General features: G+C 73.8%; 18 protein-coding genes. 10 read left to right on the top strand and 8 right to left on the bottom strand.

The window, feature by feature from the left end:
• The first annotated feature begins 133 nt into the window (after positions 1 to 133).
• On the top strand, positions 134 to 1618 hold the full coding sequence (locus ACIF8T_RS06875) for a cytochrome P450 (protein WP_400031947.1): 1485 nt from the start codon (positions 134 to 136) through the stop codon (positions 1616 to 1618).
• On the opposite strand, the gene ACIF8T_RS06880 is transcribed toward ACIF8T_RS06875, so the two are convergent.
• Positions 1572 to 2564: an NAD-dependent epimerase/dehydratase family protein gene (locus ACIF8T_RS06880; RefSeq protein WP_400031949.1), complete on the bottom strand. Its 993-nt coding sequence runs from the start codon at positions 2562 to 2564 to the stop codon at positions 1572 to 1574. The two genes, ACIF8T_RS06875 and ACIF8T_RS06880, sit on opposite strands and share 47 nt — an antisense overlap.
• On the bottom strand, positions 2561 to 3484 hold the full coding sequence (locus tag ACIF8T_RS06885) for a ScbA/BarX family gamma-butyrolactone biosynthesis protein (protein WP_400032357.1): 924 nt from the start codon (positions 3482 to 3484) through the stop codon (positions 2561 to 2563). The genes ACIF8T_RS06880 and ACIF8T_RS06885 overlap by 4 nt, the downstream gene beginning before the upstream one ends.
• A 567-nt stretch (positions 3485 to 4051) precedes the next feature.
• Here ACIF8T_RS06885 and ACIF8T_RS06890 point away from each other — a divergent pair.
• The 4 genes from ACIF8T_RS06890 (at position 4052) to ACIF8T_RS06905 (ending at position 7931) form a co-directional block, all read left to right on the top strand.
• Complete coding sequence (locus ACIF8T_RS06890) at positions 4052 to 4858, top strand: ScbR family autoregulator-binding transcription factor (protein WP_400031951.1); 807 nt, start codon at positions 4052 to 4054, stop codon at positions 4856 to 4858.
• A 370-nt stretch (positions 4859 to 5228) separates the two neighbouring features.
• Positions 5229 to 6605 carry a DUF2252 domain-containing protein gene (locus ACIF8T_RS06895; RefSeq protein ID WP_400032359.1) on the top strand — a complete coding sequence of 459 codons (1377 nt, stop codon included), beginning with the start codon at positions 5229 to 5231 and terminating at the stop codon, positions 6603 to 6605.
• A gap of 151 nt (positions 6606 to 6756) precedes the next feature.
• Positions 6757 to 7551 carry a hypothetical protein gene (locus tag ACIF8T_RS06900; protein ID WP_400031953.1) on the top strand — a complete coding sequence of 265 codons (795 nt, stop codon included), beginning with the start codon at positions 6757 to 6759 and terminating at the stop codon, positions 7549 to 7551.
• A 50-nt stretch (positions 7552 to 7601) separates the two neighbouring features.
• Complete coding sequence (locus ACIF8T_RS06905; RefSeq protein WP_400032361.1) at positions 7602 to 7931, top strand: rhodanese-like domain-containing protein; 330 nt, start codon at positions 7602 to 7604, stop codon at positions 7929 to 7931.
• Between the two features lie 64 nt (positions 7932 to 7995).
• Here ACIF8T_RS06905 and paaE read toward each other — a convergent pair whose 3' ends face one another.
• Genes paaE through paaA form a run of 5 tightly spaced genes read right to left on the bottom strand, consistent with a single transcriptional unit; the run spans position 7996 to position 11636 of the window.
• Positions 7996 to 9051 (bottom strand): 1,2-phenylacetyl-CoA epoxidase subunit PaaE, encoded by a 1056-nt coding sequence (paaE, locus tag ACIF8T_RS06910; RefSeq protein ID WP_400031955.1) that lies wholly within the window; start codon positions 9049 to 9051, stop codon positions 7996 to 7998.
• On the bottom strand, positions 9051 to 9596 hold the full coding sequence (gene paaD / locus ACIF8T_RS06915; protein ID WP_400031957.1) for a 1,2-phenylacetyl-CoA epoxidase subunit PaaD: 546 nt from the start codon (positions 9594 to 9596) through the stop codon (positions 9051 to 9053). Before paaD ends, paaE begins: the two co-directional genes overlap by 1 nt.
• A complete protein-coding gene (gene paaC, locus ACIF8T_RS06920) occupies positions 9590 to 10333 on the bottom strand; it encodes a 1,2-phenylacetyl-CoA epoxidase subunit PaaC (protein WP_400031959.1) in 744 nt (247 codons plus the stop codon). Before paaC ends, paaD begins: the two co-directional genes overlap by 7 nt.
• Positions 10330 to 10617, bottom strand: coding sequence for a 1,2-phenylacetyl-CoA epoxidase subunit PaaB (paaB, locus tag ACIF8T_RS06925; RefSeq protein ID WP_344015335.1), 288 nt, complete (start codon positions 10615 to 10617; stop codon positions 10330 to 10332). The genes paaC and paaB overlap by 4 nt, the downstream gene beginning before the upstream one ends.
• Positions 10614 to 11636, bottom strand: coding sequence for a 1,2-phenylacetyl-CoA epoxidase subunit PaaA (gene paaA / locus ACIF8T_RS06930; RefSeq protein ID WP_400031961.1), 1023 nt, complete (start codon positions 11634 to 11636; stop codon positions 10614 to 10616). The genes paaB and paaA overlap by 4 nt, the downstream gene beginning before the upstream one ends.
• 845 nt (positions 11637 to 12481) lie before the next feature.
• On the opposite strand from paaA, the gene ACIF8T_RS06935 reads away from it, so the two are divergent.
• From ACIF8T_RS06935 to ACIF8T_RS06945, 3 genes are read left to right on the top strand one after another with little or no spacing between them, the layout of a single operon-like run.
• On the top strand, positions 12482 to 13120 hold the full coding sequence (locus ACIF8T_RS06935) for a DUF5819 family protein (RefSeq protein WP_400031963.1): 639 nt from the start codon (positions 12482 to 12484) through the stop codon (positions 13118 to 13120).
• The gene (locus tag ACIF8T_RS06940; RefSeq protein WP_400031965.1) at positions 13117 to 14328 is read left to right on the top strand and encodes an HTTM domain-containing protein; all 1212 of its coding nucleotides are present in this window, start codon (positions 13117 to 13119) and stop codon (positions 14326 to 14328) included. The genes ACIF8T_RS06935 and ACIF8T_RS06940 overlap by 4 nt, the downstream gene beginning before the upstream one ends.
• Positions 14325 to 15101: a TrmH family RNA methyltransferase gene (locus tag ACIF8T_RS06945; protein ID WP_400031967.1), complete on the top strand. Its 777-nt coding sequence runs from the start codon at positions 14325 to 14327 to the stop codon at positions 15099 to 15101. The genes ACIF8T_RS06940 and ACIF8T_RS06945 overlap by 4 nt, the downstream gene beginning before the upstream one ends.
• A gap of 37 nt (positions 15102 to 15138) precedes the next feature.
• Here ACIF8T_RS06945 and paaN read toward each other — a convergent pair whose 3' ends face one another.
• Positions 15139 to 16830, bottom strand: coding sequence for a phenylacetic acid degradation protein PaaN (gene paaN / locus ACIF8T_RS06950; RefSeq protein WP_400031969.1), 1692 nt, complete (start codon positions 16828 to 16830; stop codon positions 15139 to 15141).
• A gap of 159 nt (positions 16831 to 16989) precedes the next feature.
• Between paaN and ACIF8T_RS06955 the strand changes: the two genes are divergently transcribed.
• Positions 16990 to 18516: a 3-hydroxyacyl-CoA dehydrogenase gene (locus ACIF8T_RS06955; RefSeq protein WP_400031971.1), complete on the top strand. Its 1527-nt coding sequence runs from the start codon at positions 16990 to 16992 to the stop codon at positions 18514 to 18516.
• Complete coding sequence (locus ACIF8T_RS06960) at positions 18513 to 19103, top strand: TetR/AcrR family transcriptional regulator (RefSeq protein WP_400031973.1); 591 nt, start codon at positions 18513 to 18515, stop codon at positions 19101 to 19103. The genes ACIF8T_RS06955 and ACIF8T_RS06960 overlap by 4 nt, the downstream gene beginning before the upstream one ends.
• Positions 19104 to 19415 lie beyond the last annotated feature (312 nt).

A 19415-nucleotide genomic window follows, 5' to 3' on the forward strand; every position in this document is an offset into this window, starting at 1 on the left:
CGGCGCAGCGGTAGGCCGGCTTCCGCCTCACTGTGGCGAAAGCCATGGCCAGAACATACCGGTTGACTGGTTTCCCGGGCCGGTCCGGAACGCACGATGGTTCCCCAGTCCACGGACCAAGGAGCGATGCGTCATGGCACAGCAGCCCTGCCCCTTCCTCGCGATCGACCCGTCCGGCCAGGACCTCTACGGCCAGATCACCCGCATCCGGGAACAGGGCCCCGCCGTCGAGGTCGAACTCCCCGGCGGCGTCCGGGCCTGGTGGGTCACCGGTCTGGAGCTGAACAAGCGCCTCCTGGCCAGCCCGCTGGTCAGCAAGGACGCGTACCGGCACTGGCCGGCGTGGATCAACGGGGACGTCTCGCGGACCTGGCCGCTGGCCATCTGGGTGTCGGTGCGCAACATGATCACGGCCTACGGCACCGACCACACCCGGCTGCGCAAGCCGATGGCCGCCGCGTTCACCAAGCGCCGCGTCGACGCCCTGCTCCCGCGCATCCGGGAGGTCGTCGACGGCGCCCTCGACGACCTCGCACGGATACCGGCGGGCCAAGTCGTCGACCTGCGCGCCGCGTTCGCCGCGCCGGTACCGCACGAGGTGGTGTGCGAGCTGTTCGGCGTACCGCGCGAGCCGGACGGGCCCGACGGCCCCCGCCAGGCCCTCTACCGCATCATCAACCGCTTCTTCGACACCGAGATCTCCCTGGAGGACGCCCAGGCCAACAACCTCGACCTCTACGCGACGCTGACGGCGTTCCTCGGCGCCAAGCGCGCCCGCCCCGGCGACGACCTGACCACGGCCCTCATCGCCGCCCACGACCAAGGCGCGATGACCGAACAGGAGTTGATGGACAATCTGATCCTGCTGCTGACCGCCGGGTTCGAGACCACGGTCAACCTCATCGACAACACCGTGCACAGCCTGCTCGCCCACCCCGACCAGCTCGCCCTGGTCCGTTCCGGGCGGGCGACCTGGGAGGACGCCGTCGAGGAGTCCCTGCGCCACGAGGCGCCCGGCGCGATGTCGGGCCTGCGCTACGCCGTCGAGGACATCGAGATCGAGCCCGGGCTGACCATCCCCCAGGGCGACCCCGTCGTCGTGTCCTTCGCCGCCGCCGGGCGCGACCCGCAGCGGCACGGCCCGGACGCCGACCGCTTCGACCTCACCCGGCCCACCAGCCGCGACCACATCTCCTTCGGCCACGGCGTGCACCACTGCCTGGGACGGTCGCTCGCCATGGCCGAGGCCACGACCGCCCTGGCCTCCCTCTTCGCCCGCTTCCCGCACCTGGCCCTGGCCGACCCGGCCCGTCCCCCGCGGCGGCTGCGGTCGATCATCTCCACGGGGCACCAGGAACTGCCCGTTCTGCTGCACGGGCGGCGGGAGGAGCGCGGGCGAGGGGCGGTGTCCGGGCGTGGTGCGGTGTCCGGGCGTGGCGCGGTGTCCGGGTGTGGCGCGGTGTCCGGGTGTGGCGCGGTGTCCGGGCATGGTGCGGTGTCCGGGCATGGTGCGGGCGCGCGTCCTGCCGGGGGCGCCGGGCTGGGGCCCGGGCCCGAGGAGCTGCGGGTGATCAGGAAGCTCGCAGATGGGAGCGGTACCACGGTGCCGAGCGCGTGAACGTGCGGGCGAAGCCGTCGCCCGGAGCGCAGTCCAGGTCCTTCCAGAAACCGTCGTCCGCGAACCAGTGGTCGACCGTGAGCAACGAAAGGTGATGCAGCGCGCGCGGTGACCCGGCGGCGCGTTCCAGGGCGGTGGCGACGTCCACCACCGCCCCGCCGCCGGGCCGCCCGACCCGCGCGCACACGGCCTCGACCAGCTCCGCGACCGGCACCGGCTCGGGATGGTTGACGTGGTGCACACCCGGCCCGTGCGCCGGGGACAGGGCCGCGGCCACCACGGCCCGGCCCAGCGTCTCCACGTCGATCATCGACTGCAGCGCCTCGCACCCCGTCACGGCCGCCGACAACTCCCGCATCAGGCCCATCAGTCCGGGCACCACCCAGCGGTCGCCGTCGCCGTACACGAGATGCGGGCGCAGCACCAGGCCTCCCGCGTCGAGGACGTGCCGCTCGGCCGCGGCCCGGGTGCGGCTGGCGGCCGACACGGGCGCGAGCGGCGCCCCGCCGGGTCGCAGCGCCCGGAACGGCCCCCGGCCGTAGACCGCGGCCGTGCTCACGTAGACGATCCGGCGCACGCCGTGGCGCACCGCGTCCTCGACCAGCGCCCGGGTGCCCGCGTCGTTGACGGCGGCGGCGACGTCGGGGTCACCGCCGACCACCGAGGCGCAGTGCACGAGCACGTCCGCTCCGGCGCAGCAGTCGCGCAGGGACGGCGGGTCGGCCAGGTCGCCGGGGATCACGGCTTCGGTGGCGGTGGCGGTTTCGGCGGTGGTTCCGGGACCGGTTCCGGTTCCGGTGCCGGTCCGGGGGCGGGCGTCGGCGGGGCTCGGTGGTGCGTGGCGGGACAGGGCGCGCAGGCGGACGCCGGGGCGTCGGCGTGCCGCGTCCGCGACCCGGCTGCCGATGAAGCCGCCGGCGCCCGTGAGCAGGAGGGTGACCGTCACGGCAGGGACCGCACCGGGGCGTCCGGCTCGCAGGAGAGCGTGGCGCTGAACACGGCCTCGCCGTCCTGCTGCCCCGACACGCGGACCTCCACCTCGTCCGGGCCCTTGTCGAGCACCTCGGCGGCGATCCAGCAGGGGCTGTCCAGTTCGGCGTAGCGGTGGAATGCGACGGTCATCCCGCTCGGCAGGAACGGACGCCGGCCCGTCGCCGCGGTCGCGGCCTGCCGGGCCGCCTCGAACAGGACCATGCCCGGTACGTGGTCGTTGGGGCGCGGGAAGAGGACCGGGTGGCCGGTGTCGACGCGCAGCCGCCACACGCCGGGGCGGTCGGCGGGGGCCAGGACGACGTCCTCGGGCCGGCTCCGGCCGACCAGCTCGGGCGGTACGGCGGGCGGGGGCGGCACCGGGACGCCCAGGGCCGCCAGGGCGTCCAGCCGGGCGCCCCGCAGGCGGCGGTAGGCCAGGGGCGAGGTGCAGCCGGTGCTGCCGGTGCCGCGGGCCACGAGGCGGCCCGCGCGGCGGAACTCCATCGTCGTCCGCATGCTGCTCAGGCCGCGCCCCCGGCGCCGCACCTCGGAGCAGACGACCTCGATGGCGACCGGCTGGGCGGCGTCGGCGGGCCGCAGGGCGTCCGGGGCGAGGGACACGGACATGTCCCACATGACGAAATGGGTGTCCTCCGGGACCCCGAACTCGGCGTGCGCGAGCACCATCGAGGTCTGCCGCAACGTTTCTCCTACGACCATGGGGTCCTGGTGCCGGTCGTCGGGAGGGGAGAAGAAACGGTGGACCGGGGGCCAGTACGCGGTGACGAGGAAGCGGGTGTCGGACAGGCGGCGCCAGTGAGCGGGGAAGACGTCCGACTCGTGGGGGCGGTGGGCGAGCTCGGGGGTGACCCTTCGGGCGGGGGTGCCGGGGATTGCCGGGGTTCTACTGGGTCCGGTGGGGTTTTCGGGCCCTATGGGGCCTGTGAGGTCTAGGGAGCCTGTGACTCCTGTGGAGTTTGCAGACCTGGTGAGGCCTGTGGGGTCTGTGGATCCGGTGAGGCCTGTGAGTCGTGTGGATCCGGTGGTCCTGGTGGAACCGGTGTCTCCGTGGCCGGTGGGTGGGGGTGTCCGGTCGGCCACGGGGTTCGTCGGACCGTCACCCTGTCCGGCCTTGTCGTCCGTGGGCAGGGAGAGAGGGGCTGTAGAGGGCATGAGGAACTCCCAGCATCGGCTGCCTGACTACGGTCGGCGTGGCACTAAGATACGGACGGGCCGGTTTTTTTCAAAGGGTGCGCCGAGCCGCTGGGCCGAGCAACAGGCCCGCGCCGCAGTGACGTTGCGCAGCCACAGAGCCGCTGTCGGGGACAGGGACGCCGCTGCCGGGCACAGTCTCATGCTGGTGCGGGGCGGGCGTCGGCACAGCAGACGCACATGCGAGCCGGCGGAGACGTCGAACAGACGGAGACGCCGCTCAGATCCACGGAGAGCAGGAGGCACCCGATGGCGCGACAGGAGCGCGCGATCCGAACCCGGCGCACCATCCTGGAGGCGGCCGCGGCCGTCTTCGACGAACGCGGCTACACCTCGGCCACCATCGGGGAGATCCTGGAGCGGGCGGGGGTCACCAAAGGCGCGCTGTACTTCCACTTCGCCTCGAAGGAGGAACTGGCGCTCGGTGTCTTCGCGGAGCAACTGGCGATCTCGCTGCCCCCGCAGCCGAGCAAGCTGCAGGAACTCGTCGACTCCGGGCTGGTGATGGCCCAGCGGCTGCGGTGCGAACCGCTGGTGCGGGCCAGCGTCGGCCTCGCCCTCGACCAGGGCGCCATGGACCTCGACCGCACCCCGGCCTTCCAGATGTGGATCGACCAGAACAAGCAGCTGCTCACCGAGGCGAGGGAACGCGGCGAACTGCTCCCGCACGTCGACGCGGCCGAGACCGCCGAGCTGCTGGTCGGCTCCTTCTCCGGGGTGCAGCTGCTGTCGCAACTACGCTGCCAGCGGCAGGATCTGGAACGCCGGGTGATCGTGCTCTTCGAGCACATGCTGCCCAGCATCGCCGTGCCGGCGGTGCTCGCCCGGCTCGACATCGCCGCGGACCGGGCCGAGCGGGTGCTCGCGGAGTCCGGCGCGCGGGTCGGAGAGGCGACGGGGGCGGCGGTGCCGGGTGCCGGTACCGCGGCGGGGCCGGTGACGGAGGGGGAGCCGGTGTCGGGGACGGAGCCGGTGTCGGAGTCGGAGGCGGAGTCGAGGGTGACGGCCTGGTCGGGTGGTGACGGACCGGCCTTCGCCGGTGGCCGAGTCGAGTGACCGCCGGGTCGACCGTGACGGTCGTGGCCGGGTCGACCATGACGGTCGTGGCCGGGGCGGGGCAGGGGACATCCGTGGAGTTGTCCACATCAGCGGAGTTGTCCACAGGGTCTGACGCGCTCCGCCGCCCGGTTGTACCGTCGACACGAGTTGATGTTCGTGCGTGCGGGGGGAGGCGGTCGCGGTGACCGAGGTCGGTGCGGAGGCTACCGGAGCGAAGAAGCCGGAGGCCGATCGGACGAAGCGGACCGGGGCGGGGCAGCCGGAGACGGAGCAGCCGCGAGCGGGGCAGTCGGAGGCGGGCGACGCCGAGGGCCGGACGGCGGCCGGCAGCAGGGGGGCGGCCGTCGTAAGCGGGGCGGCACGCCGGCTGCCGCGGGTGCGCGGGTTCGCCGCATGGCCCGCCGAGGACTCGCCCAAGGACGAGGGGAAGGCGCGACGCAAGCAGGTCCCGCGCCACGCGCACGCCACGCTGGACCTGGACTCCGCCCGGCCCGACACGGTGGCCGCGGTCGAGGAGTCCAACCGCGGACGGCTCCCCGACCTCATCCCGATCCGGGTCGGCCGGATGGCCGCCACCCCGTTCGCCTTCCTGCGGGGTTCGGCCGGCCTCATGGCCCACGACCTGGCCCGCACCCCCACGACCCGGATCCGCGCCCAGATATGCGGCGACGCCCACGCGGCCAACTTCGGCCTCTACGGCGACGCACGCGGCCGCCTGGTCATCGACCTCAACGACTTCGACGAGACGATCCAAGGCCCCTGGGAGTGGGACCTCAAACGCCTCGCCGCCTCGCTCGTCCTCGCGGGCCGGGAGGCCGGCGCGGACGAGGACACCTGCCGCCAGGCCGCCCACGACGCGGCGGGCGCCTACCGCCGCACCATGCGGCTGCTCGCCAAGCTGCCGGTCCTGGACGCGTGGAACGCCATCGCGGACGAGGAACTGGTCTCCCACACCGACGCCCACGACCTGCTCGGCACGCTCGAACGGGTCTCCGAGAAGGCGCGCCACAACACCAGCGGACGCTTCGCCGCCAAATCGACCGAGACCACCGAGGACGGCGGACGCCGCTTCGTCGCCGCCCCGCCCGTACTGCGGCCCGTCCCCGACGTGGAGGCCGCGCTCGTGGCGGAGTCCCTGGAGGAGTACCTGACCACCCTGCCGGAGGACCGCCTGCCCCTGCTGGCCCGCCATGCCGTCCACGACGTGGCGTTCCGCATCGTCGGCACGGGCAGCGTCGGCACCCGCTCGTACGTCGTCCTCCTGCTCGACCACCGCGGCGAATCCCTCATATTGCAGGTGAAGGAGGCCCGCGCCTCGGCGCTGCTGCCCCATCTGGCCACAGCCGGCTTCGAGACACCGCCGGCCGGTCACGAGGGCCGCCGGGTGGTCCTGGGCCAGAAGCGCATGCAGGTGGTCAGCGACGTCCTGCTGGGCTGGACGACGGTCGACGGCCATCCCTTCCAGGTCCGCCAGTTCCGCAACCGCAAGGGCAGCGTGGACCCCGCGGCCCTGGCCGCCGACCAGATAGACGACTACGCCCGTATGACCGGCGCCCTCCTGGCCCGCGCCCACTCCCACAGTGCCGACCCGCGCCTCGTCGCCGGCTACTGCGGCAAGAGCGAGGAGCTCGACGAGGCGATCGCCGCCTTCGCGGTCTCCTACGCCGACCGCACCGAGGCCGACCACGCGGAACTGGTGGCGGCGGTGCGGGCGGGGAAGGTGGCGGCTGAGCTGGGGGTGTGAGGGGGCGGGCTTGGAGGTCGAGGGGGAGGGAGGGGAGGGGGGAGGGGGAGGGGAGCCCCCTCAGGAAGTTCCGGAGATTTGCGGTGCAGCCCAGCCCAGCCCAGCCCCGCCGGAAGCCGAGCCCACCCGCCCCGTGGCCTACGCTGGTCGGGTGACGACCCCGGAAGCTGAGCAGTCCCGCCCGGAGGAGCGGCTGGAGAAGGCCGTCCGGGCCGCCGAGCAGGCGTTGATCGAGTTCGAGATCGCGGTGGAGACCTTCCGCGTCGAGGTGGAGAACTTCTCGCGCCTCCACGAGGAGAAGCTCGGCCCGATGTACGCCCGTCTCGAGGAGCTGGACGCGCGGATCGCCGAGGCCAGGGCCGCCCGCACCGGCGACCCGGAGGACGTCCGCAGGGCCCAGGAACTGCGGGCGCACCTGATCCCCGTCCCGGGCGTCGAGGAGCTGCTGCACGGCTGGATGGGCGGCGAGGGCCTGTTCCCGGAGGCGGCGGCGATGCTCACGGACCAGCCGGTGCGGCCCCCGCGGCGGGTACGGCCCAGTGACGAGGCCCGCAAGCTCTACCGCGACCTGGCCCGCAAGGCGCACCCGGACCTGGCGCAGGAGGAGAAGGAGCGGGCGCGGCGCGAGGAGTTCCTCACCCGTGTCAACGCCGCCTACGCCTGCGGTGACGAGGCGGAACTGCGGGAGCTGGCCGAGGAGTGGGCCGCGGGTCCGGAGCCGGCACCGCGCCCGAGCCGTGCCGAGGAGCTGTACGCGCGCCTGGAGTGGCTGTCTCAGCGCAAGGAGCTGCTGACCCTGCTCGCCAAGGAGCTGGAGGACAGCGCCATAGGCTCGATGCTCCGGCTCGCCCCGGAGGACCCCGACGGGCTCCTCGACGACATCGCCCGGCAGCTGCTCGGCGACGTCGCCCGGCGTGAGGCGGAGCTGGCCGCACTGCTGGGCTAGCGGAGGTGCGCACGTCGGGTAGCGTCGGGGGTATGCAATTCGGAGCTGGTGTGCCCACGGTCGGGGTCGGGGACCTCAAGGACGGCGACTTCCTGCTGGACGTCCGGGAGGACGACGAGTGGAAGGCCGGCCACGCCGAAGGGGCGCTGCACATCCCCATCAGTGAGTTCGTGGCCCGTTACGGCGAGCTGACCGAGGCGGCGCCGCAGGACGGCCGTGTCCATGTGATCTGCCGTTCCGGCGGCCGGTCGGCGCAGGTCACCATGTATTTGGTGCAGCAGGGCATCGACGCGGTGAACGTGGACGGCGGCATGCAGGTGTGGGAGGCCGCGGGCCGCCCCGTCGTCACCGACGAGGGGCAGCCGGGCTTCGTCCTGTAGCGGGACGCTGACGCGGCGGGGGTCCCTGCGGGAGCCCCGCCGAAGAGGGGCTTCGTGGGAGTGCTCAGCGGTCGAAGTCCACTTCCACCCTCTCGGTCACCGGATGCGACTGGCAGGCCAGCACGTATCCCGCTTCCGTCTCCTCCCGTTCCAGGGCGAAGTTGCGATCCATGCGCACCTCGCCCGAGACCAGGAAGGCCCGGCACGTGCCGCACACGCCGCCCTTGCAGGCGTAGGGCGCGTCGGGCCGGTTGCGCAGCACCGTGTCCAGCAGGGATTCGCCGTCCTGGACGGGCCAGGTTCCGCCGCGTCCGTCGAGCCGTGCGGTGACCGTGCTGTGTGCCGGAGCCGTCGTGACGGAGGAGGCCGGGGCGGCGTCCACGTGGAAGATCTCCTCGTGGATGCGGCCGCGCGGCACCTGGAGGGCCCGCAGGGTCCGCTCGGCCTCCTGCACCAGGCCGTACGGTCCGCACAGGAACCAGCCGTCGACCCGGTCCACGGGCAGCAGCGCCGGCAGCAGCCCGGTCAGCCGTTCCTGGTCGAGTCGTCCGGAGGGCAGCCCGGCCTGTTGTTCCTCCCGGGAGAGCACGGTGACCAGGTGCAGCCGTTCCGGGTAGCGGTCCTTGAGGTCGGCGACCTCCTCCAGGAACATCGTCGACGCGGACGTCCGGTCGCTGCGGATCAGGCAGAACCGTGCCCGCGGCTCGCGGGCCAGCAGGGTCGAGACGATCGACAGCACGGGGGTGATCCCGCTGCCGCCGACGATCGCGGCGTACAGGCCGGGGGCCGGCTCCAGCGTGAACCGGCCCGCCGGGGTCATCACCTCCAGCTCGTCCCCGACGACGATCTCCTTCAGCGCGTACGTCGAGAAGGCGCCGCCCTCGACCAGCCGCACTCCGACCCGCAGGGTGGCGGGGCCGGTGCCGTCCGGTGCCGGGGAGCAGATCGAGTACGTGCGCCGTATCTCCAGTCCGTCGACGGTGTGCCGCAGGGCGAGGTGCTGGCCGGGGGCGTGGCGGTACTCCTCGCGGAGTCCGGCGGGCACGGCGAGGGTGAGGGCCACGGAGTCGTCGGTGAGCCGGTCTACCGCGGCCACCCGGAGCCGGTGGAAGCGTGCCATCACAACTCCTTGAAGTGGTCGAACGGTTCGCGGCAGCCGAGGCACCGGCGCAGCGCCTTGCACGCGGTGGAGGAGAACCGGCTGAGCAGTTCGGTCTCCGCGGAGCCGCAGTGCGGGCAGCGGACGGGGTCCGGGTCGGGGGGCGTGCCGGGCGTGCTCAGCGTGCGGGTCGGTCCGAGTGCCACGGTGACCGGGCCGCCGTCCTCGCGTCGCGTGCGCGGCGGTGCGATCCCGAACTCCCGCAGTTTGCGGCGGCCTTCGTCGGTGATGTCGTCCGTCGACCAGGCGGGTGCGAGCACGGTGCGGACGCTGACCTCCCGCACGCCGTGCTCGCGCAGCACCCGCTCTATGTCCAGGGACATCGCCTCGACGGCCGGGCAGCCGGTGTACGTGGGGGTCAGGTCGACCTCGACCGCGTCCGTGCCGCGGATCCGCACCGCGCGCACCACGCCCAGTTCGCGCAGGGTGAGGACGGGCAGTTCGGGGTCGGGGACCGAGCCGGCCAGGTCCAGGAGCTCGGCTTCGAGCGCGGTGACCGTCACCATGTCGCCCCCGGGTGGCTGCGGTGCAGGTGCTGCATCTCGGCCAGCATGCGTCCGAAGGGCTCGGTGTGCAGGCCCTGCCGGCCGGCGCCCGCCGACCACGCTCCCGACCTCGGTCCCTCGGGCACGGTCAGGGTGGCCCGGCGCAGCACGTCCCCGACCTGTTCCAGCCAGGCGGCTTCCAGGCCCGCCCGGTCGGCGTCGAGGCCTTCCACCGGCTGGAACGGCTCGTCGGTGTAGCGCCACAGCGCCTCGACGGCGGCCTGCATCCGCCGGTGGCTGACGTCCGTGCCGTCGCCGAGGCGCAGGGTCCACTGTTCGGCGTGGTCGCGGTGGTAGGCGACCTCCTTGACGGCTTTCGCGGCCAGCGGCGCGAACGGGCCGTCGCCCGCGGCGAGTTCGGTGTACAGCAGGTGCTGGTAGGTGGAGAAGTACAGCTGCCGGGCGATGGTGTGGGCGAAGTCGCCGTTGGGCTGTTCCACCAGCTGGAGGTTGCGGAAGGCGCGCTCCTCGCGCAGGTAGGCCAGTTCGTCCTCGTCGCCCACCATCGACAGCAGCACGCGGGCCTGGCCCAGCAGGTCCAGCGCGATGTTGGCGAGGGCGACCTCCTCCTCCAGGACGGGGGCGTGCCCGGCCCACTCTCCGAGGCGGTGGGAGAGCACCAGGGCGTCGTCGCCGAGCGCGAGGGCCGCCTGGGCGGGGACGGCTGTCGCGGGGGCCGTCGTCTGCGGGGTCGTCACAGGTGCTGCACCCCCTCCGGGATCTCGTAGAACGTCGGGTGCCGGTAGGGCTTGTCGGCGGACGGTTCGAAGAACGGGTCCTTCTCGTCGGGTGAGGACGCCGTGATCGCGGACGACGGGACGACCCAGATGGAGACGCCCTCGCCGCGGCGGGTGTAGAGGTCGCGGGCGTTGCGCAGGGCGAGTTCCGCGTCGGGGGCGTGCAGGCTGCCGGCATGGGTGTGGGACAGGCCGCGGCGCGAACGCACGAAGACCTCCCACAGGGGCCAGTCGGTGGTGGTCATGCCCGCGCCTCCTCGCGCTCGCCGGTGGTGCCGCTGCTGTGCTTGGCCGCGTGGGCCGCGGCCGCCTCCCTGACCCACGCGCCCTCTTCGTGGGCCCGCCTGCGCTGGGACAGGCGCTGTTCGTTGCAGGGGCCGTTGCCCTTGAGGACCTGCTGGAACTCGGTCCAGTCGATCGGGCCGAAGTCGTGGTGGCCCCGTTCCTCGTTCCACTTCAGCTCCGGGTCGGGGAGCGTGAGGCCCAGGGACTCGGCCTGCGGGACGCAGATGTCGACGAAGCGCTGGCGCAGCTCGTCGTTGGAGTGCCGCTTGATCTTCCAGGCCATCGACTGCGCCGAGTGCTGCGAGGCGTCGTCCGGGGGGCCGAACATCATCAGCGACGGCCACCACCAGCGGTTCACCGCGTCCTGTGCCATGGCGTGCTGCTCCGGGGTGCCGCGGCTGAGCGCGAGCAGCAGTTCGTAGCCCTGGCGCTGGTGGAAGGACTCCTCCTTGCAGATGCGGACCATGGCGCGCGCGTACGGCCCGTACGAGCAGCGGCACAGCGGCACCTGGTTGGTGATCGCGGCGCCGTCCACCAGCCAGCCGATCGCGCCGACGTCCGCCCAGGTCAGCGTGGGGTAGTTGAAGATCGAGGAGTACTTCTGCCGGCCGGTGTGCAGCTTGTCGAGCAGCTCGTCGCGGCCGACGCCGAGGGTCTCGGCGGCGCTGTAGAGGTACAGGCCGTGCCCGGCCTCGTCCTGCACCTTGGCCATGAGGATGGCCTTGCGGCGCAGCGAGGGGGCGCGGGTGATCCAGTTGGCCTCCGGCTGCATGCCGATGATCTCGGAGTGGGCGTGCTGGGCGATCTGCCGGACCAGCGTCGCGCGGTAGGCGTCCGGCATCCAGTCGCGGGGCTCGATGCGCTCGTCGGCGGCCACGGCCGCGTCGAAGGCGCGCTGGTAGCCGGTGGTGTCGTCGGCGGTGTCCGGTGCGCCGTGTGCCTGGTTACGGGCCGTCTCGTGCGCGGCTGCTGTCGCCATGAGTCCCCCTCGACCTGGGCTCTGCCGGGAACACACTCCCGACCGATCGTTCGGTTCGTGCGATTCCATGGTGAGACGGCGGCCGTAAGGTGTCAACCGTTGTGGACAACCTGCGGGCTCGCCTGTGGATAACCTGCGGGGGTCCCGGTGGGGGCAGGGGCGAGGGACCGCTGTGGACGGCGGGCCGCACCGCCGCCGTCCTCCACCGCCGCGCGGGTGACCCGCCGCGGTGTGGCGATGGCCACGGCAGGGCCGGCGGGCGGGGGCTGTGCCCGGCGGGCGGGCCTGGATACCGTGCCCGTGCCGGTGCCGTGCGGTGGCGGCGCAGGTGTACGACGCCCCGCGGCCGGGCGGACTGAACGACGGACCGGATCGGGGAACGGGGCGGAATGAACGCGTACGACAACGGCTCGGATCCGCGGCACGAACCGACGGAGCCGGCCGGGCCGGCGGACGCGCCAGGGCCGACGCACTCGCCAGGGCCGACGGACGCGACCGGACCCGGGTCGACCGGCCCCGGGCCGGCCGGGTCCGCCGGGCCCGGTGAGCCGCCCCGGCTCACCGATCCGACCGGGACCACCGATCCGACCGGAACCATTGAGCCCACCGAGCCGACCGCAGGCACCGAACCGACGGAACCGACCGGACCCGCGCCCTCCGGGCCCACCCCAGGCACCCAGCCGACCGCAGGTACCGGGCCGACCGCAGGCACCGAGCCGGCGGAACCGGCCGGACCCGCGCCCTCCGGCCCGCGTACGCCACCGGCCCCACCACCGGCACCCCTCGGCCCGTCCGGCTGCTCGCCCGTACCCCTGGACCCCCCGCCCGCCTCACCCCGTACCGGCGTGGCCGCCCTCTCCCTGCCCTACCGGATCGCTGCCGCCGTGGCGCTGGCCGTCGTCGCCGCCGGGGTCTGCGCGCACCTCGTCTTCACGTTCCTGCACGTGGCGCCGTCGAACACCGTCACCAAGGAGCACGGCCGGGTGATCGACGACTGGATCTACCCGGAGTTCGAGCAGAACTGGAAGCTGTTCGCGCCGAACCCGCTGCAGCAGAACATCGCCGTGCAGGTCCGGGCCGACGTGCGCACGGCGGAGGGCGCGATCCGCACCACCGGCTGGTACGACCTGTCCGCCCAGGACGGCCGGGCCATCGACGGCAACCCGCTGCCGAGCCACACCCAGCAGAACGAGCTGCGCCGCGCCTGGGACTTCTTCGTCGCCACGCACGGCGCCGACAACCGCCCGGTCGGCATGCGCGGCGCGCTGGCCGAGACGTACCTGCGCCGGATCGCGGTGCTGCGTCTCGGCCGGGAGGACGCGGCCGGTCCCGGCGGTGTCGTGCAGCGCGTCCAGTTCCGCTCGCGCACCACCACCGTGCCGGCGCCCGAGTGGAGCCGTGAGCGGGTCGCGACGGCACCGGTGTACCGGGAGCTGCCGTGGTGGCCGGTGCCGGAGGCCGAGGCCCGGGGAGGTGTGCGGTGAACCGGGCCGTCCTGGGCCTGTCGCGCGGCATCGCGCGCGTCACCGAAGCGCCGCTGGGCCCGTACCAGAGCGCCGTGGTCCGGATCGGCTTCGCCCTGACGTGGCTGCTGTTCCTGCTGCGCGAGTTCCCGCACCGCCACGAGCTCTACGGGCCCGACGGCCCGTGGAGCTGGGACCTGGCCGAGCAGCTGATCAGTGTCAACGGCGCGTTCACCGCCTTGATGTGGACGGACGGCCGGCTGTGGTTCGAGGCGGGGTACGCGTTCGCGCTGCTGGCCGCCGCCCTGCTGGCGCTGGGTTGGCGCACCCGCACCCTGTCGGTGCTGTTCATGGTCGGGGTGCTGTCGCTGCAGAACCGCAGCGTCTTCATGGGCGACGGCGGCGACAACGTGCTGCACCTGATGTCGATCTACCTCGTGTTCACACGCTGTGGCCGGGTCTGGTCGCTGGACGCCCGGCGGGAGCGGCGGGAGCGGGCGGCACGCGCGCGGGGGGAGCGGGTCGTGGACCGGACCGGCCCGCTGCTGTGGGGCGTGTTCGGGCTGGTGCTGGCCGCGGCCGCGCTGGCCGGCCGGTTCGACGGGGACTGGCTCATACCGGCGGTCCTGTGGGGCGCCTGGCTGGCGCAGGCCCTGTGGTGGCTGGCCGGTCGCGGCGCGCGGACCGGGCAGCCGCGCGTCCTGCTCGACGTCGTCGCCAACGTCGTCCACAACGGCGCCCTGCTGGTGATCATGGCGGAGGCGTGCCTGATCTACGCGGCGGCCGGCTGGTACAAGATCCAGGGTTCCCGCTGGCAGGACGGCACCGCCGTCTACTACCCGCTGCACCTGGAGTACTTCTCGCCCTGGCCCGCCCTGGCCGATCTGCTGTCCGCCAGCGGCACCGTGGTGATGCTCGTGACGTACGGGACGGTCGCCGCGCAGGTCGCCTTCCCGTTCACGCTGTTCAACCGGCGGGTCAAGAACGTGCTGCTGGCCGTGATGATGACCGAGCACGCGGTGATCGCCGTGGTCCTGGGCCTGCCGTTCTTCTCGCTGGCCATGATCGCGGCGGACGCCGTGTTCCTGCCGACGGCCTTCCTGCGCCGGGTGGGCGGGCGGGCGGCACGCGTGCGCGGCCGGCTGGTCCGGCGCGGCGGCCGGGAAGCCGGGTCCGGGCCGCGGGCCGAGGAGCGGCCCGAGCGCCCGCACGTAGGCTTCCCGGCATGACCGATCCCGCCGTGGGCCTGCCCGAGCCCGTGACCGCCTGGCACCGGCTGGCCGCCGGCTGCGTCCTGCTCGACGGCTTCCACGCCCTCAAGCACGCCGTGCGCTTCGGGGCCGTGATCCCGGTGGCGGTCACCGCCGACCGGGCGGCGGCGCTGGCCCTCGCCGACGAGCTCGCCCCGGACGTCCGGGGCGCCCTGGAGGCGCTGCTCACGGAGGTCCCGCAGGCGGCCTACGCGTCCCTCGTCCCGCGCCCGCACCCGACCGCCGTGGCCGCCCTGGCCGTACGCCCCTCCCGCGCGGACAACCTGGAGAAGCTGGCGCACGGCCCCCGCACGGCGCCGGTCGTGGTCCTGGACAACCCGCGCAACCTGGGCAACGCGGGGGCCGTGATCCGGCTGGCGGCCGGTTTCGGGGCGACCGGGGTGGTCACCACCGGCACGCTGGACCCCTGGCACCCGACGGTGGTGCGCGGCGGGGCGGGGCTGCACTTCGCGACCGCCGTGGAACGGCTCGCCGTCGGCGAGCTGCCGTCCGGTCCGGTGTTCGCCCTCGACCCGGAGGGCGAGGACATCCGCGGCCTGGAGCTGCCGGACGAGGCGCTGCTCGCCTTCGGCTCCGAGCGCAGCGGGCTCTCCGCCGACCTGCGCGCGCGAGCCGACCACCTGGTGTCCCTGCCGATGCGCCCCCAGGTCTCCAGCTACAACCTCGCCACGAGTGTGGCCATGACGCTGTACCACTGGAGCGCCACCGGGGGCGCACCGCGCGTGCCGTAGACGGGCGCCCCGGAGGCACGCGCCCGCGGGGCGGTCCTCACGCCTCCCGGCGCACCTCGACGACCCGGAAGCGGTTGGCGACGAAGGCCCCGTCGCACAGGGCCGCGTTGGCCGCCGGGTTGCCGCCGGAGCCGTGGAAGTCGGAGAAGGCGGCCGTCTGGTTGACGTACACCCCGCCGGTGAGGTTGAACGACAGCTGGGCCGACTCCTCCAGGCAGACCTCCTCGATGGCCTCCTCGACCTCCGGGTCGGTGGTGTACGCGCCGACCGTCATCGCGCCCTTCTCGCGGACCGTGCGCCGCAGCAGCGCCACCGCGTCCGCCACCGAGTCGACCGCGACGGCGAAGGAGACCGGCCCGAAGCACTCGCTCATGTAGGCCGCCTCGGCGTCCGGCTTGGCGCCGTCCAGCTTGACGATCACCGGGGTGCGGACCACCGCGCCGGGGAAGTCGGGGTTGCTGATCTCGCGCGAGGCGAGGGCGACCTCCCCGAGACCGGCGGCGGCCTCCAGGCGGGCCTTCACGTCCGGGTTGACGATCGCGCCGAGCAGCGCGTTCGCGCGGGCGTCGTCGCCGAGCAGGCCGTCCACGGCCCGGGCGAGGTCGGCCACCACCTCGTCGTACGACTTGGGACCCTGGTCCGTGGTGATGCCCTCGCGCGGGACGAGCAGGTTCTGCGGGGTGGTGCACATCTGGCCGCTGTACAGCGACAGCGAGAAGGCCAGGTTGGACAGCATGCCCCGGTAGTCGTCGGTCGACTCCACGATCACCGTGTTGACGCCGGCCTTCTCGGTGTAGACCTCGGCCTGGCGGGCGTTGGCCTCCAGCCACTCGCCGAACGACGTCGATCCGGTGTAGTCGATGATCCGGATCTCCGGGCGGAGCGCCAGCGTCCTGGCGATGCCCTCGCCGGGCCGCTCGGCGGCCAGCGCCACCAGGTTCGGGTCGAAGCCGGCCCCGGCGAGCACCTCGCGCGCCGCCTGCACGGTCAGCGCGAGCGGCAGCACCGCGCGCGGGTGCGGCTTGACCAGGACCGCGTTGCCGGTGGCGAGGGAGGCGAACAGGCCCGGGTAGCCGTTCCACGTGGGGAAGGTGTTGCAGCCGATGACCAGGCCGATCCCGCGCGGCACGGGCGTGAACCGCTTGGTCAGCACCAGCGGGTCGCGCTTGCCCTGCGGCTTGGTCCACTCGGCCGTCCCGGGCGTGCGGACCTGCTCCGCGTACGCGTACGCCACCGCCTCCAGGCCGCGGTCCTGCGCGTGCGGGCCGCCCGCCTGGAACGCCATCATGAACGCCTGGCCGGAGGTGTGCATGACCGCGTGCGCGAACTCGTGCGTCCGGTCGCTGATCCGCTTGAGGATCTCCAGGCAGACCGCCGCGCGCAGCTCCGCGCCCGCGTCCCGCCAGGCCCGCTGCCCGGCCTTCATGGCGGGCAGCAGCACGTCGAGGTCCGCGTGCGGGTAGCTCACGCCCAGCTCGACGCCGTACGGGGAGACCTCCTCGCCCACCCAGTCGTCGGTGCCGGGCTGGCCGAGGTCGAGGCGGGAGCCGAGCAGGGCGTCGAAGGCGGCCTTGCCCGCCGCGGCGTCCAGGCTGCCGTGCTCACCGTAGGCCTTGGGGTGCTCGGGGTGCGGGGACCAGTACGCGCGGGTGCGGATCGCTTCCAGCGCCTGGTCGAGGGTGGGCCGGTGCTTGGCGATGAGGTCGTGCGCGGTGAGGTCGGCGGCCATGCGGGACCAACTCCTCGTCTCGAGAACTCTTCGTCGAGTTCATGACCTGGCAGAAACATGGGCAGGAATGAGCGGTCAGGGCTAGAGTAACCGAACGATCGGTCGGGACAAGGGGGCCTGCCGCATCTGTGGACAACGCCGTGCGGGAGGATCGCGCACATGACAGCACTCGACCTCAGCAGCCCCGTGGCCGTCGTCGGCACCGGCACCATGGGCCAGGGCATCGCCCAGGTCGCGCTGGTGGCGGGTCACCCGGTGCGGTTGTACGACGCCGTCCCCGGCCGCGCGCGGGAGGCGGCCGCGGCCATCGGCGCCCGGCTCGACCGGCTCGTCGAGAAGGAGCGGCTCACCGCCGCCGACCGGGACGCCGCCCGCGCCCGGCTGCGGCCCGCCGGCGGTCTCGCCGACCTGGCGGACTGCGCCCTGGTGGTGGAGGCCGTCCTGGAGCGGCTGGACGTCAAGCAGGAACTCTTCCGCGAGCTGGAGGACGTCGTCGCCGACGACTGCCTGCTCGCCACCAACACCTCGTCCCTGTCCGTGACGGCCGTCGGCGGCGTCCTGCGCCACCCGGGCCGCTTCGTCGGACTGCACTTCTTCAACCCGGCACCGCTGATGCCGCTGGTGGAGGTCGTCTCCGGGTTCGCCACCGACCCCGCCGCGGCCACGCGCGCCCACGACACCGCCCGGACCTGGGGCAAGACGCCGGTCGCCAGCGCGGACACCCCCGGCTTCATCGTCAACCGCATCGCCCGGCCCTTCTACGCCGAGGCCCTCGCGGTGTACGAGTCCCGGGGCGCCGACCCCGCCACCATCGACGCGGTGCTGCGCGAGTCGGGCGGCTTCCGGATGGGCGCCTTCGAACTGACCGACCTGATCGGACAGGACGTCAACGAGTCCGTCACGCACTCCGTGTGGCAGTCCCTCTTCCAGGACGTGCGCTTCACCCCGTCGCTCGCCCAGCGCCGCCTGGTCGAGTCCGGCCGCCTCGGCCGCAAGAGCGGCCGGGGCTGGTACGCGTACCCCGAGGGGGCCGGTGCCGCCGGGCGCCCCGAGCCGCACACCGCCGCCCCCGCCGACCCGCCCCCGTACGTCGTCCTGCACGGCGACCTGGGCCCGGCCGTCGGCCTGGTCGCCCTGATCCGCGAGGCGGGCATCGAGGTCCGCGCGCAGGACGGGGACGGCGACGGGCGGCTCGGCCTGCCCGGCGGCGGGGAGCTGCGGCCGGCCGACGGCCGGACCTGCGCGGAGCTCGGGGACGCCGTCCAGTTCGACCTGGCCCTCGACTACCGCGCGGCCGCCCGCGTCGCCCTGGCGGCGTCCGAGGACGTCTCCCCGCGGACCCTCGCCGAGGCCACCGGCCTGTTCCAGGCGCTCGGCAAGAAGGTGAGCGTCATCGGGGACGTGCCCGGCATGATCGTCGCCCGTACGGTGGCCCGGATCATCGACCTGGCGTTCGACGCCGTCGCCCGGGGCGTGGCCGGCCGGGAGGACGTCGACACCGCGATGCGCCTGGGCGTGAACTACCCCCTCGGTCCCTTCGAGTGGAGCCGCCGGCTCGGCGGCCGCTGGGCCTGTTCCGTGCTGGACAACCTGCACGCGGGCGACCCGTCCGGGCGGTACGCGCGCTCCCTCGCGCTGCACCGCCACGCCGCCGCCTCCGACAAGCGGGAGGGCAATGCCCCATGACCACCGCCAAGCGCGACACGTACACCCCCGAGACGCTGCTCTCGGTGGCCGTGCAGGTCTTCAACGAGCGCGGCTACGACGGCACTTCCATGGAGCACCTGTCCAAGGCGGCGGGCATCTCCAAGTCGTCGATCTACCACCACGTCGCCGGCAAGGAGGAGTTGCTGCGCCGCGCCGTCAGCCGGGCGCTGGACGGGCTCTTCGGGATCCTCGACGAGGAGCACGCGCGCGCGGGGCGCGCCGCCGAGCGCCTGGAGTACGTCGTGCGGCGCATGGTCGAGGTGCTCATCGCCGAACTGCCGTACGTGACGCTGCTGCTGCGGGTGCGCGGCAACACGGACACCGAGCGCTGGGCCCTGGACCGGCGCCGGGAGTTCGACCACCGGGTGGCCGAGCTGCTGAAGGCGGCGGCCGCCGACGGCGACGTGCGTGACGACGTGGAGGTGCGGCTGGCGACCCGGCTGGTCTTCGGAATGATCAACTCCATCGTGGAGTGGTACCGGCCGGACGTGCGCGGCATGGGCGAGCGCGAGGTGGGCGAGGCGGTCGCCCGGCTGGTGTTCGAAGGGCTGCGCCGGGCCGGCTGAGGGCGTCGGCCCGAACGCCTCGGTGACGGGCCCCTCGTCGGCCCGTCACCGGGCCCACGGCAGGCCCACGGCGGGCGGTCGGCGCGGTGAGTACGCGCGTGGCCGTCGTGAGTACGCCGTCCGGTGCCGCCGCCGGGGCCCCGGTGACGGGCCGGGGCCGTGCTCCACGGCGACGCGCCGTCCTCCCCGGCCCCGCCTCCGCCGGCCACCGGATCCGGTGGCGGGCACGCCTCGTGGCGCCCTCGTTCGGCCTGCCGCTGCCCGCGCCGGAGTCCGGCCGGTCCGCCTGCCGTGACGGCCCCGGCACCTTCG

It is taken from the genome of Streptomyces sp. NPDC085946 (assembly GCF_044540485.1).
Classification (GTDB): Bacteria; Actinomycetota; Actinomycetes; order Streptomycetales; family Streptomycetaceae; genus Streptomyces.

Excerpts from the sequence above, each read along its gene's own strand:
- ACIF8T_RS06875 (WP_400031947.1), top strand. The coding sequence starts at position 134 with ATGGCACAGCAGCCCTGCCCCTTCCTCGCGATCGACCCGTCCGGCCAG.
- ACIF8T_RS06890 (WP_400031951.1), top strand. The coding sequence starts at position 4,052 with ATGGCGCGACAGGAGCGCGCGATCCGAACCCGGCGCACCATCCTGGAG.
- paaE (WP_400031955.1), bottom strand. The coding sequence starts at position 9,051 with ATGGCACGCTTCCACCGGCTCCGGGTGGCCGCGGTAGACCGGCTCACC.
- paaD (WP_400031957.1), bottom strand. The coding sequence starts at position 9,596 with ATGGTGACGGTCACCGCGCTCGAAGCCGAGCTCCTGGACCTGGCCGGC.
- paaB (WP_344015335.1), bottom strand. The coding sequence starts at position 10,617 with ATGACCACCACCGACTGGCCCCTGTGGGAGGTCTTCGTGCGTTCGCGC.
- paaA (WP_400031961.1), bottom strand. The coding sequence starts at position 11,636 with ATGGCGACAGCAGCCGCGCACGAGACGGCCCGTAACCAGGCACACGGC.
- ACIF8T_RS06945 (WP_400031967.1), top strand. The coding sequence starts at position 14,325 with ATGACCGATCCCGCCGTGGGCCTGCCCGAGCCCGTGACCGCCTGGCAC.
- paaN (WP_400031969.1), bottom strand. The coding sequence starts at position 16,830 with ATGGCCGCCGACCTCACCGCGCACGACCTCATCGCCAAGCACCGGCCC.
- ACIF8T_RS06955 (WP_400031971.1), top strand. The coding sequence starts at position 16,990 with ATGACAGCACTCGACCTCAGCAGCCCCGTGGCCGTCGTCGGCACCGGC.
- ACIF8T_RS06960 (WP_400031973.1), top strand. The coding sequence starts at position 18,513 with ATGACCACCGCCAAGCGCGACACGTACACCCCCGAGACGCTGCTCTCG.